This is a genomic window from Nocardia sp. NPDC005978 (assembly GCF_040614455.1).
Lineage (GTDB): Bacteria > Actinomycetota > Actinomycetes > Mycobacteriales > Mycobacteriaceae > Nocardia.
In genome coordinates, this window is sequence record NZ_JBEXUS010000082.1 from 23,382 (window position 1) to 37,763 (window position 14,382).

Below are 14,382 nucleotides of genomic sequence, written 5' to 3' on the forward strand. Positions count from 1 at the left end.
GGGAACCGGATCACCCGGCGACGCTCAGGAAGCGGCTTCCCGAGCGTCGCCCAGTCCCGGCACCCACTTCTCGGCGAGGGTGATGAACGGGCCCTGTGCGTCGAGCTGGGCGCAGATGCCCACCACGCCGCCGAGCACCCGGCCCAGCATGGCGTACTCGGGCCGATCATCGGGGGCGCGCACGGCCCGCGCGTTCACCAGGGAGATGTTCTCCGGGGCCAGGGCCCGGGCGGTTTCCTCCTGCAACATGCTGCGGGACAGGTGAATACTGCCGCCCTCGATCCGGTCCAGCAGCGGTTCGATGCGATTGCGCAGCGGGCCCATCTCGATGGGCGCGCCCGGTTTGACGAAGCCCTCCTCGCGCAGCACCGCCTCGAGCGCGTCGTAGTCCCGAGCCAGAGCGGCCCGGGCCACCCGCCCCACCGCGCGTGGAATGCCGTGCGGAATCTCGGTGCACGCGCCGAAATCGATGATCCCGAGCGTATTGTCCGGGCGCAGTTGGAAGTTGCCGGGATGCGGGTCGCTGTGCAGCAGTCCGACCCGCGACGGCGAGCACAAGGCGAACTCGGCCAGCAGCAGGCCCGCCCGATCACGGTCCGCGCGTTCGCCCGCGGCGATGATGCGGGACAGCGGCGTGCCGGTCATCCACTCCGAGACGAGGACCTTGGGCGCGGCGGCCACCACGCGCGGCACGAAGAACTGTGGGTCACCGGCGAATTCGCGGGCGAAGCGGCGCTGGTAGGTGGCCTCGATCCGGTAGTCGAGCTCGTCCTCGGTGCGCTCCAGGAATTCCTCGATCAGCTGGCGGGCGTTGGTTCCGGCCAGCAGGGTGGTGAACGCGCCCGAGACCATGTGCAGCATTTCCAGATCGGCGCGCAGTGATTGTTCGGCCTCGGGATACTGCACCTTCACCGCGACCTCGCGGCCGTCGTGCCAGACGGCCCGGTGCACCTGGCCGATGCTGGCCGCGGCGATGGGCTCGTCCTCGAAGTGCGCGAAGCGTTTACGCCATCCCGTCCCAAGCTGCAGATCCAGCATGCGATGGGTGTGCGCCACCGGCATGGGCGGCGCTTCCTGCTGCAACCGGGTCAGCGCTTCGCGGAACGGATCGGCGAAACGCGGTGGCACCCCGGCCTCGGCCACGCTGAGCGCCTGGCCCAGTTTCATGGCCCCGCCCTTGAGTTCGCCCAGCACCGCGAAGACCTGGGTGGCCGCGCTGTCGAGCATGTCGTCGGTGATGCCGCCGCGTTCCGCCCCGGCGAACAGCCCCCGCCCGGTGGCCGCGACGCGCTGCGCCATCAGGGTGGCGGGAATGCTCGCCACCTTGGCCATCCGGGTGAAGCCTTTTCTTCTGAGTCCGGCCACGTTGCCGATCCTTCCTGCCGCGCAGTGCCGCACAACCCCACGGCGCTGTCTCAGACAGTGTAGGTCAGAGTGTGCCGGTGCGTGATCCCGCGCTGGTCACGACTATCCCGACGCCCACCACGCACCCGACAGATACCCCGTGGAGGCCGACTAGGACGCTGCCGGGTCGAGGCATTCGCGCGCGGCGGCGAACTCGGGTTCGGGCCGGGTGCGCCGCGCCGTCGCGTCGAGTTCGGCCCGGGCGTTCGCCCGCGGCCCGCGGGCACGGTACTCCTGCGGCGGCACACCCTGCCAGCGGCGGAACGCGCGGATGAACGAGGCCGCCTCCGCGTATCCCAGGCGCGCGGCCACCTGTTCGGTGGTCATGTCGGTGTGATCGAGCAGCTGTTCGGACAGCAGCTGGCGCACCTCGTCCAGCAGTGCACGGAACGAGGTGCCCTCCTCGTTGAGCCGGCGCGAGAGGGTGCGCGAGCTCATGAACAGTTCGGTCGCGACGGCGGCCTGATCGGGCACCTCGCCCGGATCGCGAACCAGCAGATCGCGAACCGCCCCCGCCACCCCGCCCCGGGCCTGGCGACGCGCGAGCAGCGCGCGGCACAGGTTCTCGCATGTGCTGCGCGCCCATTCGGTGGCCTGCGGCAGCGGCGCGTCCAGGTACGCGCTGTCGAAGACGATCTCGTCCACGGCCGCGCCGAAGACCGGCTGGATGCCGAACACGGCGAGGTACCGGCCGATGTCGGCGGGTGCGGTCCGCCGGAAAGCGATGCGGCGCGCGAGCACGTCGGTGGCGAACAGTTCGCGGCCGATCATCTGCATGCCGGTCATCGCCCGTTCGGCCAGGAAGGGCCGGACGTCCTCGGGCACGCCCTGATCATCGAGTACCAACCGGGCCTCGCCACCGGATTCGGAGAAGCGCAACCGCCCGAAGGCGAAGGTGTGCCCGACGTACCGCACCGCCACCCCGACCGCTTCGCGCGGCGTCCGGCTGCTCAGCAGCGCCAGCCCCCACGACCCCGAGAGCGACATCGCGTTGCGACTCCCGGCCGCCACCCCGAGCCCGGGCTCGCCGCCGCAGCGGCCGAGCAGATTCCGCACCACGGTGAGCTCGTCGCGAGCGGTGATCTCCCGGTCCGGGTCCTGCACCGCCTCGAGCGACAGACTCGTTCCCGCCAGCACCGCGGCCGCGGGCACGCCGCGCTCCTGCGCGAGCTGCGTCATGACGAGTACACCGGTGGTACCGCGCAATAGATCCCAGTCGAACATCTACCTGTAGTCCCCATCGACTCACACCGACACCTGCCCGGAGCGTCGGCGAAATCCCTCGAGTCACCGCGGCCGGTGTGGCCCAACTTACACAAAAGGTGTTTCATGCTGTCACATGAACCCCCTCTTTGACTCAGACAGTTGTCCAGTTCATCGGGTTCACGAGGTTTGCCCGGTAAGCCCGTGAGAGCGTGGGCGTTACGGCGGTGAACGATGAATTCCGGTCGGCGGCAATCGGTCCGAAGGCATGCGAAGCAAATACGCATTCACTGCAATTCGGGCATCACGTGCAATGTAGACATTCATGCCATTGCGACCGAATCGGCCGGTCGCACCTGATCTCCGACCCGCAACGACACTGCGCGACACGCCAATTCGTCACGTAACAGCGGCCGCCGGAGCGCGATGGATTTCGCATCCGGTTCGGCTGGATCGGTGATTTACGTGAGGGATCCGCCTGATGAGTTCACCTGTGCTGCTGCTGGTGCCCATTCTCGTCGTGCCGGCCTTCGGGGTGGGAGTGTGGCTCGGAATCCGCTCGACCCTCGCGGAGCCGCCGCCCGCGCCCCGGCGCCCGGACATCGCATCGATCCACCGGTCACCCAGCGCGCGACCGTGGCCGGACCGGGCCCCGCCGCGGCCGCACGGGTCCTGGTGGCATCAGACCCGCGCCCGCTAGCGTGGGCGGCATGAGCGCGAACAACACCCGCACCGTCGTCGTCACGGGCGCATCGTCGGGAATCGGCAGGGCGACCGCGGCGACGTTCGCGGCGGCGGGGTACAGGGTGATCGGCACCGGCCGCACCCCGGACAAGATCGCCGACTCCGATCGGGTGCCGGGGGTGGACTACCGCGCGCTCGACCTCACCGACGCCGCGTCCATCGCCGAGTTCACCGCCGGCCTGGGCGCGGTGGACATCCTGGTCAACAATGCCGGCGAGAGCCAGGCCGGGCCGCTGGCCGAACTGCCGGGCGACGCCATCGAACGACTCTTCCAGCTCAACGTCTTCGGCGCGGTCGCCCTCACCCAGGCCCTGCTGCCCGGGATGCGCGAACGCGGTTACGGCCGAGTGATCATGGTCGGCTCGATGCTCGGCAGCTTTCCCATGCCCTATCGCTCGTCCTACGTGGCGACCAAGGCCGCACTGCGCGGCTTCGCGACCTCCGCGCGTTTCGAGGAGTCACCCTTCGGCGTGTGGATCACCACCGTCGAACCGGGCCAGATCGACACCGGTCTACGCGAGCGCCGCACCAAATACCTGAACGAGGGGTCCGCGCACACCGCCGACTTCACCCGGTTCATGGCCAAGCTCGACGAAAAGCAGGCCTCGGGCATCGCTCCCGAACAGGTGGCGCGCACGATCGTGCGGGCGGCGCAGGCGGATCGGCCGCACCAGCTCTACGCGGTCGGCAGCAACGCACCGCTCATGTTCGCGGTGCGCCGGATGCTACCGCGCGGGGTCATGGAACGCCTGATCGCCGCGGCGCACGGCCTGCGGCGCTGATCACCCGCTAGGTGAGTTCGAGGTCGCGCCCGATGATTTCGCGCATGATCTCCGAGGTGCCGCCGTACACCCGGGTGACCCGGGCGTCGGCGGCGGCGCGGGCGATGGGGTACTCGCGCATGTAGCCGTTGCCGCCGAACAGCTGCTGGCAGCGGTCGATACAGCGGAACTCCATTTCCGAGGCCCACAGTTTGGCCTTGGCGGCGTCGGCCGGGGTGAGCCGCCCGGCATCGAGTTCGAGCACGCATTTGTCGATGAACGCCTCGGACACCGCGACCTCGGTCGCCACGTCGGCCAGGGTGAACCTGGTGTTCTGGAACCCGCCGATGGTCTGCCCGAACGCCGTGCGCGCGCCGACGTAGTCGATGGCCAGCCGCAGGCAGGTGCGGGCCCGTGCCAGACAGGCCACCGCGATCTGCATGCGCTCCTGAGGCAGATTGCGCATGAGGTATTCGAAGCCGCGCCCGGGCTCACCGAGCACGTTGGTCTTGGGCACGACAACGTCGGTGAAGTGCAATTCGGCGGTGTCCTGCGAGTGCAGGCCGAGTTTGTCGAGATTGCGGCCGCGCTCGAAACCCGCCATGCCGCGTTCGAGCACCAGCAGGGTCAGCCCGCGATGCCGTTCGGGCGACGTACGGACGGCAGTGATCACCAGATCGCCGTTGATGCCGTTGGTGATGAAGGTCTTGGACCCGTTCACGACGAAGTGATCGCCCCGATCGACCGCGGCGGTGCGGATGCCCGCGACATCGGATCCGGCGCCGGGCTCGGTCATGGCGATCGCGCCGATGAGCGTGCCCGCCACGAATCCGGGCAGCCAGCGTTCGCGTTGCTCGGGCGTGGTGAGCCCGGCCAGGTAGGGGGTGCAGATGTCGTTGTGCAGCGCGAAATTGAGGCCGACCCCCGCGCAATCGCCCGCCATGAACTCCTCGATGAGGATCTGGTTGAACCGGAAGTCGGCCGTGCCGAGGCCGCCGTACTCGCGCGGAACCGCGAAGCCGAGCAGGCCGAGTTCGCCCGCGCGCGCGAAGATTTCGCGCGGGACCAGGCCCGCGTCCTCCCATTCGAGGTAGTGCGGCGCGAGCTGTTTGCGCACGAAGCCGCGCGCCAGTTCGGCGAATGCCAGGTGATCGTCGTCATAGTGCCCGCGTTCCATGCCCTCCATCGTCGGGGGCGTCGTCGCTGCTCCGCCAGACAATCGCGGCCACAGTACGATGGCGGACGGGGATTTCACCGAGATCCCTTGCGGCAGAGGTGTTGCGCTCGCGGTTGCAGACCCGATGATCTTGGTGAACAATCGGCGATCATTCTGGACCGCCCGGGGGCGGGCAGAGCTTAACTGTGGGAGCAAGATGGCGGCTCGAATGAGCTTTTGTTTTCTGGTGGAAGAGCAGTACCGCCGGGACGGCATGCCGCGCAGCGTGATTCGACAGTTGCAGGCGTGGGGCCACCGGGTGGACGTCATTCGCCCCGGCGGGGAACTGCTCGAACTCGATGACCTGCTCGATCGCGGCGACCACGACGCCTGGGTGCTCAAGACCGTGTCCGGCGGCCCGGGCCTGGGCCTGCTCGAGGCCGCGGCCGCCGCCGGGCTGACCACGGTGAACGACGCCCGCTCCATTCGCGGCGTGCGCGACAAGGTGCACGCGGCCGCGCTCGCTGCCCGCACCGGGCTGCCGGTGCCGCCCGCCTGGGCCGCGGCCCGGCCACTGGATCTCGCCCGAATCCCCGCCGCCCGTTACCCGTTGGTGGTCAAGCCGGCCGACGGCAGTTCGGGTCGCGATGTGCGCCTGATCGAGCGACCCGAACAGCTCACCACCCTCGGACCGGCCGAGGGCATGCTCATCGCCCAGCCGTACGTCCCCAATTCCGGTGTTGATCTGAAGGTGTACTGCGTGAACGGCAGGCTGTACGGCACCGAGCGCACCTCACCGCTCACCGGCGCCCCCGGCCTGCCGGACCGGCCGGTGGCCCTGGACGCCGAGATCACATCGATCGCGATTCGGGTCGGGGAGGTGTTCGGCCTCGATCTGTACGGGGTGGACGTCGTGTACGGTCCCGACGGTCCGATGGTGGTGGACATCAACGACTTTCCCAGTTTCCGCGAGGTGCCCGACGCGGTCGCCGGGGTGGCCCGCGCGATCATCGACCTCTCGCGTGCCGGTTCGCGCCTGCGCCTGATCACCACGCCGGACCCCGCCGAACCGCTGGCGGTGGGCACGCACGCATGAGAGTCGGCCTGATCACCGCCAAGCCGGATCATCCGCTGCTGTCCCGCACCGCGGCCCTGCTCATCGAGCGCGGCCACGACATCGAACAGCTGCCGCCCACGGCGCTGTCGCCGGCCGACCCGGCCGATGTCTACCTGCTCAAGGCCCGCACGCCCGCGGCCATCGCGCTGGCCCGCACCCTGGAACTGCGCGGTATCCCGGTGCTCAATTCCGCCGCGGCCACCGAATTCTGCCAGGACCGAACGCAGATGGCGCTGCGCGCGGACCAGGCCCATCTGCCCTTCGCCGGTACCGTCGCGCTGACCGCGCTGTCCTGCTTCGACGGTCACCTCGACACCCCCCTGGTCATCAAGAGCAGGCACAGCCGCCGCGACGACCTGGTCACCCGGGTGAGCACGCCGCGGGAACTGAGCGAGCTGATTCCGCGCTGGGCGGGCGAACCGGTGATCATCCAGGACTACGTGCCCGGCACCGGCTGGGATCACAAGCTCTGGGTGGTGGGTGACCGGGTCTTCGCGGCGCTGCGGGCCTCCGAATTCGGTTCCGGCGCGGGACAACCCGATATCCCGCAGCCGCAACCGCATCCCTGGGCGGAGCTGGCGCGCAGTGTGGGCAAGGTCTTCGGATTGCAGATCTACGGCGTGGACGTGCTCGAGGTGGACGGCGAGCCGCTCATCATCGACGTCAACGCCTTCCCCGGCATGCGTTCGGTCCCCGGACCACCCGAAGCCCTGGCCGAGCTCGTCGAAACGCACTCGCCCTGAACCGAACCCCTACCGGGTGCGGTACAGCGGGGGCAGGTAGCGATCGGGCCGGGACGCCGCCAGCAGTGCGCGCAGTCGCGCACCGCTGACCGGATCCATCGCGTAGGCGAGTTCGGCCACCCGCCGCAGAGTCAGGTAGTCCACCCCGGCGCGAGCGGCGCGGTCCGAGTACTGGTCGATGGTGCGCAGCGCGTCATCGTGCGCGTAATAGGCGGCGCTGGTGGATACTTCGGCCAGGCGCTGGCGCTCGTAGTCGATCTCGGAGCTGCCGCGGTGCATCCGGATGACCCGCTCCACCGCGTCCAGATCCTCGGTGCCGACCAGGTGCGCGGCCAGGCTCGCCGCCAGCACGCGGTTCGCGTCGAACTCGTAGGCGACGATCGCGGCGTCGGTCAGCACCACCATGCCGTCGCCCTGGCGGGTCTCGACCCGCCCGCGTATCCCCGCGGCCGCCGCGGCCAGCAGCCCGTTCGCCTCGGACGGGTGCCACACGAACAGCTCACGCACGCGGTCGAAATCGCCCGCGGCGAAGGTGAATACCGATTCCGCGCCGAGCACGGCGAGACGCCCCGCCAGCTCCTTGCCGCTCAATTCTCCGTCCAGCCCCACCCCGGCCACCAGCAGCCGCACCGGCAGCCCGGACCGCACGCTCGCCGCCAGCGCCAGGGAATCCGCGAGCGGGGTCCGCAGTCCCCGCTCACCGCCGGTGGCCAGGATGTCCCCGCCCACGTCGACCACGATCACCTCATCGGCGGCCAACTCCTTTGCCGCCGCGGTGATCTGGGTGCTGAGGCCGGCCGCGCCGCGTACCGGGTCCAGCAGCAGCACTCGCTCGCGGACCACCGCGGCCACCGCGGGCAGCGTCGGGCGCGCCCCGCTGCGCAGGCGCGAACCCCCGAGAATCTCGTAGACCCCCGGCGCAGGTTCGACGCCGCCGACGAAGTCCGCCCGGGTCCGGGGTCCGGGCGCTGGGTCGAGCATCAGGCGATCCCACGAATAGCTCAGCACCGCAGCGACATCCACGCCGAGGCGGTGACCCGCGACCACCGCGGATATCACGTCTCCCCCGCCGCCCGCGGCGACCACCAAAGCCCGCACCATGGTTTGAACCCCCCTGCCCCTCTGTCGATCAGGTCGTGAACCAACCGGTCAGCGGCCCGATGCTACCCGCCGTACGCCGCCGGGCCGCGGCAGAAACGCAGGGCCGGGCGGCATGTGGAAACCCGACCCCGTGGTGCACGACCGACCGCCCCGCTCCGAGCGCGGGCTCGGAGCGGGGCGGCGGGTGATTCCGATCGTGGCCCGCCGGCGTCAGCCGTCCACGGTCAGCACCGTCCCGGCCGCGACGGTCCGGCTGCCCTCGCGGACGGCGAAACCGAGGCCGGGCTCCAGCGGAACGGGCCGGCCCAGGGTCACCGTCACCTCGACGGTGTCGCCGGGCACGGCCCGGCCCTCGGGCAGCACCACAACCCCGACCACGTCACCGGTGCGCAGGTAGAACTGCGGCCGGTAACCGGTCACGATGGGCGTGCGCCGCCCGCCCTGGGCCGCGGTGAGCAGGTGCACGCGGGCGGTGAACACGGTGTGCACCGCGATGCTGCCCACGGCCGCGACCACCTGACCGCGCTGGACCTGACCGCGCTGCACGCCGCGCAGCAGCAGCGCGACGTTGTCGCCCGCCTCCGCCGATTCCATGGTGCGGCCGAAGGTTTCGACCCCGGTCACAATGGATTCGAGGCCGTCGCCGTAGCCGAGCACCGCGACGCGGTCGCCCATGCGAACCCGTCCGCGCTCGACCGCGCCGGTCACGACGGTGCCGCGCCCGGTGATGGTGAGCACGTTCTCCACCGGCATCAGGAACGGCGCGTCGGTGTAGCGCACCGGCAGCGGTATGTACTCGTCCACCGCCTCGAGCAGCCGCAGCAGCGCGGCCGACCACCCGGGGTCGCCGTCGAGCGCGCGCAGACCCGATACCGGCACCACCGGCGTCCGGTCACCGTCGTAACCCTGCGCGGACAACAGCTCCCGCACCTCGAGCTCGACGAGCTCCAGCAGTTCGCCGTCCCCGGCGTCGGCCTTGTTGAGCGCGACCACGATGTGCTCGACCCCGACCTGCCGGGCCAGCAGCACGTGCTCGGCGGTCTGCGGCATGATGCCGTCCAGCGCCGACACCACCAGGATCGCCCCGTCCAGCTGGGCGGCCCCGGTGATCATGTTCTTCACGAAGTCGGCGTGCCCGGGCATGTCCACGTGCGCGTAATGCCGAGTGGCCGTTTCGTATTCGACGTGCGAGATGTTGATGGTGATGCCGCGCTCGATCTCCTCCGGCGTCCGGTCGATGCGATCGAACGGGACGTAGGAGCCACCGCCCTGCTCGGCGAGGACCTTGGTGATGGCGGCGGTCAGGGTGGTCTTGCCGTGATCGACGTGACCCATGGTGCCGATGTTCAGATGCGGCTTGGTGCGGACGTAGGCCTGCTTGACCATGATGATTCCCTCTCGGGGAGTGCGTGTTTCGCGCTCGGGAGCGCACGGACCTCAGCGACGGGCCGACCTTCCCCGTCTGAGGTCCGGGACATCCCGGAGAAGGTCAGCGTCGTGCGCCGTCGAATGCGGAGATCACCTGGGCAGCGACCATCGCGCCCGCGACTGCGGGCTGGAATGCGATGGTGAGCGCGAACATGGATAGCAGGGTGCCCCACGAACAGGGTCGCGCGCCAGCGAATTTCGCTGACGCGCGACCGGTCGCCGGGAGAATCAGCCGGCGAGCACGTCCTGCATGCCGGGCGCGAGCACCGCGCTGAGCTCGGACCACGGGACGGTGATGTCGACGACGCCCATGGCCGAAGGGCCCACCGAGCCCTGCTCGAAGTAGATGCGCATGCCGTCCGGGGTCGCGGTCCAGACCTGGAAGTTCTCCGAACTCGCGCTCGCGCCGCGGGGGTCGAAGGCGTCCCCGGCCCGGGTCTTCGGGCCCAGCTCTGCGGCCTGTGCGGCGAGCACGTCGAGTCCGGCCTGACTGTCGGTGAACAGATCGCCCAGCCCGATCGCCTCCCCGGTCCGGAGGTCGGTGACGTGGCTGGCCAGCATGGACCACGGATGCGCTCCGCCGCCGTCGAAGCTCACCCACAGCAGGCCGCTGACCGCGCGCCCGCCGATGTGCTCCACGGCGCTGCGCCCGTTCGGATCGGTGATGCTCACCGCGGGATCCTCGTCGCCGACCTGGTGACCGGAGACGAACCCCCGCAGGAGCTCCCGCATGCTCGCGTTGAATTCCGCTGCCGCGGCCCCGGTTCCGGGCTCGAGCTGCGGCACTCGCACGTCGTAGCTCACCCGGCCCTCGGATCCGTTGACCCGGACGCTCGCGGCCGTGAGCTTGCTGCTGCCCGGCCGCGTGGTCACGGTCGTGGTGGCCGTCGTCGCCGAGGTCGTGGCCGTCGTCCCGGGACCCGTGGTCACCGGCACGGTGGTCGTGCCGTCCTCGCAGGCCGTCAGGCTCAGTGCCAGCGCCGCGATACCGGCGACGGTGGCGGTCCGAATCCGCATGGAACCCTCCCATTGTCAGGAGCATCGCCACCCGGCGGTGCTGTTCCTCCAGGGTCCGGCCCCGGACTTGGCGCCGGCCAACGAACGACCAATCACGCCCGCGCGCACCGGTTGCGAACGGCCTACCCGGCCCGGCCCACGTACTCCAGCCAGCGGGGTGCGATCTCCGGGCGGATCCCCATCTCACGCAGCAGTTCCAGGGTCTCGGTCCAGCTCAGCCCGGCCCGGCGGCACGCCCGCCACGCCGCCCGGGTGCGGTCCCCGAGATCGTCGAGGTCCCCGGCCACCAGCCAGTCCCGCACCCAGCGCCGATGCGGCAGCAGGGTCGCGATCACCTGCCACAGCGGCACCCCCAGATCCGGGCTGGGCAGCTCGTGCTCGGGGTGCCAGCGCCGCAACTCCGCGGTGGTGGCGATGGCGCCGAACCGCTGTTCCAGGGCGAGCAGATGACCCAGGAAGGGGCGACCGGAGCGCTCGTCGGTGTACAGCCAGTGCCGCATCCGCTGTTCGAGATGGATATGCAGGCGGTGGATCCGCTCGCGGGTGACGCCGAAGTCCAGGGCGAGCCGGCCGGTGCCGGGCGGCTCGGCGTCGAAGATGAGCCCGGCCGCCACGGCCCGGCGGCGCGCGTCCCAGTCACGGGTCAACTCGCCGAAGGTGGCCAGCGGCGCGGCCAGCGGCGCGGGTGCGGGCAGGATGGCGTCATCCGCGGCGGCGGTGAGCCGGCTGACGCGCCGCGGCGCCGGCCCGATCACGCCCGGGTCGCGCCGGAAATCGCCGAACCGCGGATCGCGACCGAAGCTGTGGCACCGTGACACTCGCCCTCCCCCGAGACAATGACGGCCCCGTGGCCGGACCGATATTCCATGATGGGAGGCCCCGATCAATGGGGAATAGTCGCCGGATCAATGGGGCTACCGCACCTCTACACTCTCGAACGGGGAGGTCGGTTTGCTGAAGTTCTCGGTACTGGGTGAGGTTCGCGCGTGGCGCGCGGACACGCCCCTGGATCTCGGCCCGCCGCAGCGGCGTGCCGTGCTCGCGGCGTTGCTGTTGCGCGCGGGCAAGGCCGTCACGGCCGCGGATCTGGTCGAGGGCATCTGGGGCGCCGATCCCGTACCGCGCGCGGTTCCCGCGTTGCGCACCCACGTCGCCAAACTGCGCCGCGAACTCGAACCCGAGCGAGCCGCACGGAGCCCCGCCGCCCTGCTGGTCTCGATCGGCGACGGCTACGCCCTGCGGATACCACCGGGCGGCACCGACATCGACGAGGTCGAGGCGCTGCTCGCCCGGGCCGCGCGCCTGCGCGAGGACGATCCCGCCGCGGCCCGCGACACCCTGGTCGCCGCGCTCGCGCACTGGCGGGGCCCGGCCCTGAGCGGACTGCCCGGCCCCTTCGCCGAACGCCAGCGCGCCCGGCTCGAACAGTGGCGGCTCAGCATCATCGAAGATCGCCTGGCCCTGGACGTCGCGACCGGCCGCAGCGCCGACGCGGTCGCCGAACTCGGCCCGCTCATCGAGGAATTCCCCCTGCGCGAACGCTTTCGCGCGCTGCTGATGACCGCCCTCTACCACTGCGAACGCCAGGCCGACGCGCTCGAGGAGTACGCCCGGGCCCGGCAGGCGCTGGTGGAGGGCATCGGCGTGGAGCCGGGCCCGGAACTGAGCGCGGTGCACGCGCACATCCTGCGCGCGGAACTGCCGCCGGTGGCGCGGCCCGCGCCGCTGCGCTCCCCCGCCCAACTGCCGCCCGACATCGCCGATTTCACCGGCCGGTCCCGGCTCACCGCCGAGATCGCCGAGCAGTTGGTCAGCGACGGCAGTGCCGTGGTCATCTCCGCGGTCGGCGGTATGGGCGGGGTCGGCAAGACCACCCTCGCGCTGCACGTGGCCCATCGGGTGCGCGATCGATTCCCCGACGGCCAGCTGTATGTCAATCTGCGCGGCGTCGACGACGAGCCCACCGCGCCCGGCGACGCCCTGGGCGGGTTCCTGCGCGCGCTCGGCGGCCCGGAGGGCGCGATACCCTCCGGGGTCGAGGATCGCGCCGCTCAGCTGCGAACCATGCTGTCCGACAAGCGAGTTCTGCTCGTGCTCGACAATGCCCGGGACAGCGCGCAGGTGCGGCACCTGCTGCCGGGCACCCCGGGCACCGCGGTTCTGATCACCAGCCGCTCGACGCTCACCGAACTGCCCGCGGTCCGCCGTACCCGGCTGGACGTGCTCGAACCCGGCGAGGCGCTGACCCTGCTGACGCGGATCCTGGGCGCGGAACGCGTACGCGCGGAACAGGACGCGGCCCGCGCGGTCATCGAGCAGTGCGCGTGCCTGCCGCTGGCGGTGCGCATCGTCGGGGCACGGCTGGCGGTGCGACCGCGGTGGACCATCGCCGATCTGGCTGCCCGGCTGGCCGACGAGAGCCAGCGCCTGGATGTCCTGCGAACCGGGGATCTCACCGTCGAGGCCGCCTTCCGGCTCGGCTACGCGGGTCTGAATCCCGAACAGGCCGGGGCGTTTCGCGCGCTCGCCCGGGCCGACGTGCCCGACTTCCCGGTGGCGGGCGCGGCGGCGGTGCTGGGACTGAGCGTCACCCGCGCCGAGTACATCTGCGAATCGCTCGTGGACCTGAGCCTGCTGGAGACCACCGCGCCCGGCCGCTACCGCTATCACGATCTGCTGCGCCTGTTCGCGCGCCGCCAGCCCGGCGCCGAGGAGAACGCGGTGCTCGCGGGCCTGCTGGATCACTATCTGGCCAGCGCCAAGAACCTGCTCGGCGCGATCGACTACAGCAATATCTCCGGCCTGCTGGTGCCGACCGTCGCGCCCGGGCGCCGGTTCACCAACGGCTCGGATGGCCAGTCCTGGAACGACATCGAACGCCCGGTGGTCATCGCGCTGCTGCGCCAGGCCGCGCGCCTGGGCGGTCCGGTGGTCGCGGTGGCGGCCGATCTGGCGTGGATCACCGCCGAGACCATCGACGCGGGCACCCGTGCCCGTGAACTCGCCGAGGCGTTGAAAGCCCTGCTGCGCACCGCTGTTCGCGATGAGTGCCACGGTTCGGTACGCCGCCTGCGGGTGTCGCTCGGCGCACTGCTGCAGGTGGGGCTGGGCGAGGTCGAGGCGAGCAGGCAGTACCTGTGCGACATTCCGCCGCCCGTCGACGACGCGGGACGCCGGCTGCAGGTGCTCACCGAGCTGCTGCTCGGCATCGCCGACCGCAGGCTGGGCAACACCGCGGACTCGCACCGGCGTTTCCTCGAGGCCATGGCGCTGACCCGGCTGCTCGGCGACCGATCCATGGAGGCGTGGATCCTGGCTCTGTCGTTGCGCACCCTGTGCGAGTCGGGCCGGTACGAGGAGACGATCGCGGTCGCGGATCGGGCCATCGCGCTCGCCCGCGACTCGGCGAACGATCTCGCACTCTGCTGGGCCACACACGAATTGGCAGCTACCTATTCGCTGCGCGACGATCACGAGCGGGCGCTCGAGCTCGGCGAGCAGGCGGTGCGCATGGCCCAGTGCAACGGCGTCCGCCTCTGGGAGGGCTGGGCGCGCACCCGGCTGGCCCAGATCCTGCTCCGGGCCGGGCGCACCTGCGCGGCCGAGACCGAGGCGGACCACGCGCTGGATCGCCTCGCCATCGCGGCCGATCCGCTGGACCGCGCCCGGGCCCTGGTCCTGCGCGCCGCCGCGCTCACCGCGCGCGGC

The 14,382-nt window shown here is 70.9% G+C and carries 12 protein-coding genes; 5 read left to right on the forward strand and 7 right to left on the reverse strand.

Going from position 1 to position 14,382, the window contains the following annotated elements:
* Positions 1-24: 24 nt before the first annotated feature.
* Both ABZ319_RS29155 and ABZ319_RS29160 read right to left on the reverse strand, forming a co-directional pair.
* Complete coding sequence (locus tag ABZ319_RS29155; protein ID WP_354989702.1) at positions 25-1,365, reverse strand: AarF/ABC1/UbiB kinase family protein; 1,341 nt, start codon at positions 1,363-1,365, stop codon at positions 25-27.
* A 150-nt stretch (positions 1,366-1,515) separates the two neighbouring features.
* Positions 1,516-2,628 carry an AraC family transcriptional regulator gene (locus ABZ319_RS29160; RefSeq protein WP_354989703.1) on the reverse strand — a complete coding sequence of 371 codons (1,113 nt, stop codon included), beginning with the start codon at positions 2,626-2,628 and terminating at the stop codon, positions 1,516-1,518.
* Positions 2,629-3,088: 460 nt separating this feature from the next.
* Here ABZ319_RS29160 and ABZ319_RS29165 point away from each other — a divergent pair, with 460 nt between their 5' ends.
* Positions 3,089-3,307, forward strand: a complete 219-nt coding sequence (locus ABZ319_RS29165) for a hypothetical protein (protein WP_354989704.1) — start codon at positions 3,089-3,091, stop codon at positions 3,305-3,307.
* 10 nt (positions 3,308-3,317) lie between these two features.
* A complete protein-coding gene (locus ABZ319_RS29170; protein ID WP_354989705.1) occupies positions 3,318-4,133 on the forward strand; it encodes an SDR family oxidoreductase in 816 nt (271 codons plus the stop codon).
* A 7-nt stretch (positions 4,134-4,140) separates the two neighbouring features.
* Here the strand turns inward: ABZ319_RS29170 and ABZ319_RS29175 are convergent, their stop codons facing one another.
* Positions 4,141-5,289, reverse strand: a complete 1,149-nt coding sequence (locus tag ABZ319_RS29175; protein ID WP_354989714.1) for an acyl-CoA dehydrogenase family protein — start codon at positions 5,287-5,289, stop codon at positions 4,141-4,143.
* A 208-nt stretch (positions 5,290-5,497) separates the two neighbouring features.
* Here ABZ319_RS29175 and ABZ319_RS29180 point away from each other — a divergent pair, with 208 nt between their 5' ends.
* Both ABZ319_RS29180 and ABZ319_RS29185 read left to right on the forward strand, forming a co-directional pair.
* Complete coding sequence (locus tag ABZ319_RS29180) at positions 5,498-6,364, forward strand: ATP-grasp domain-containing protein (protein ID WP_354989706.1); 867 nt, start codon at positions 5,498-5,500, stop codon at positions 6,362-6,364.
* Entirely contained in the window at positions 6,361-7,128 is a 768-nt protein-coding gene (locus tag ABZ319_RS29185; RefSeq protein WP_354989707.1) for a hypothetical protein, read from the forward strand. The genes ABZ319_RS29180 and ABZ319_RS29185 overlap by 4 nt, the downstream gene beginning before the upstream one ends.
* Positions 7,129-7,137: 9 nt before the next feature.
* Here ABZ319_RS29185 and ABZ319_RS29190 read toward each other — a convergent pair whose 3' ends face one another.
* From ABZ319_RS29190 to ABZ319_RS29205, 4 genes are all read right to left on the reverse strand, one after another.
* Complete coding sequence (locus ABZ319_RS29190) at positions 7,138-8,229, reverse strand: DUF1152 domain-containing protein (RefSeq protein ID WP_354989708.1); 1,092 nt, start codon at positions 8,227-8,229, stop codon at positions 7,138-7,140.
* A 210-nt stretch (positions 8,230-8,439) separates the two neighbouring features.
* Positions 8,440-9,615 (reverse strand): elongation factor Tu, encoded by a 1,176-nt coding sequence (tuf, locus tag ABZ319_RS29195; RefSeq protein WP_354989709.1) that lies wholly within the window; start codon positions 9,613-9,615, stop codon positions 8,440-8,442.
* A gap of 270 nt (positions 9,616-9,885) precedes the next feature.
* A complete protein-coding gene (locus ABZ319_RS29200; protein ID WP_354989710.1) occupies positions 9,886-10,674 on the reverse strand; it encodes an RsiV family protein in 789 nt (262 codons plus the stop codon).
* Positions 10,675-10,796: 122 nt separating this feature from the next.
* On the reverse strand, positions 10,797-11,492 hold the full coding sequence (locus ABZ319_RS29205) for a hypothetical protein (protein ID WP_354989711.1): 696 nt from the start codon (positions 11,490-11,492) through the stop codon (positions 10,797-10,799).
* 133 nt (positions 11,493-11,625) lie between these two features.
* Here ABZ319_RS29205 and ABZ319_RS29210 point away from each other — a divergent pair.
* A partial coding sequence (locus ABZ319_RS29210) for a BTAD domain-containing putative transcriptional regulator (RefSeq protein WP_354989712.1) occupies positions 11,626-14,382 on the forward strand: 2,757 nt, incomplete at its 3' end.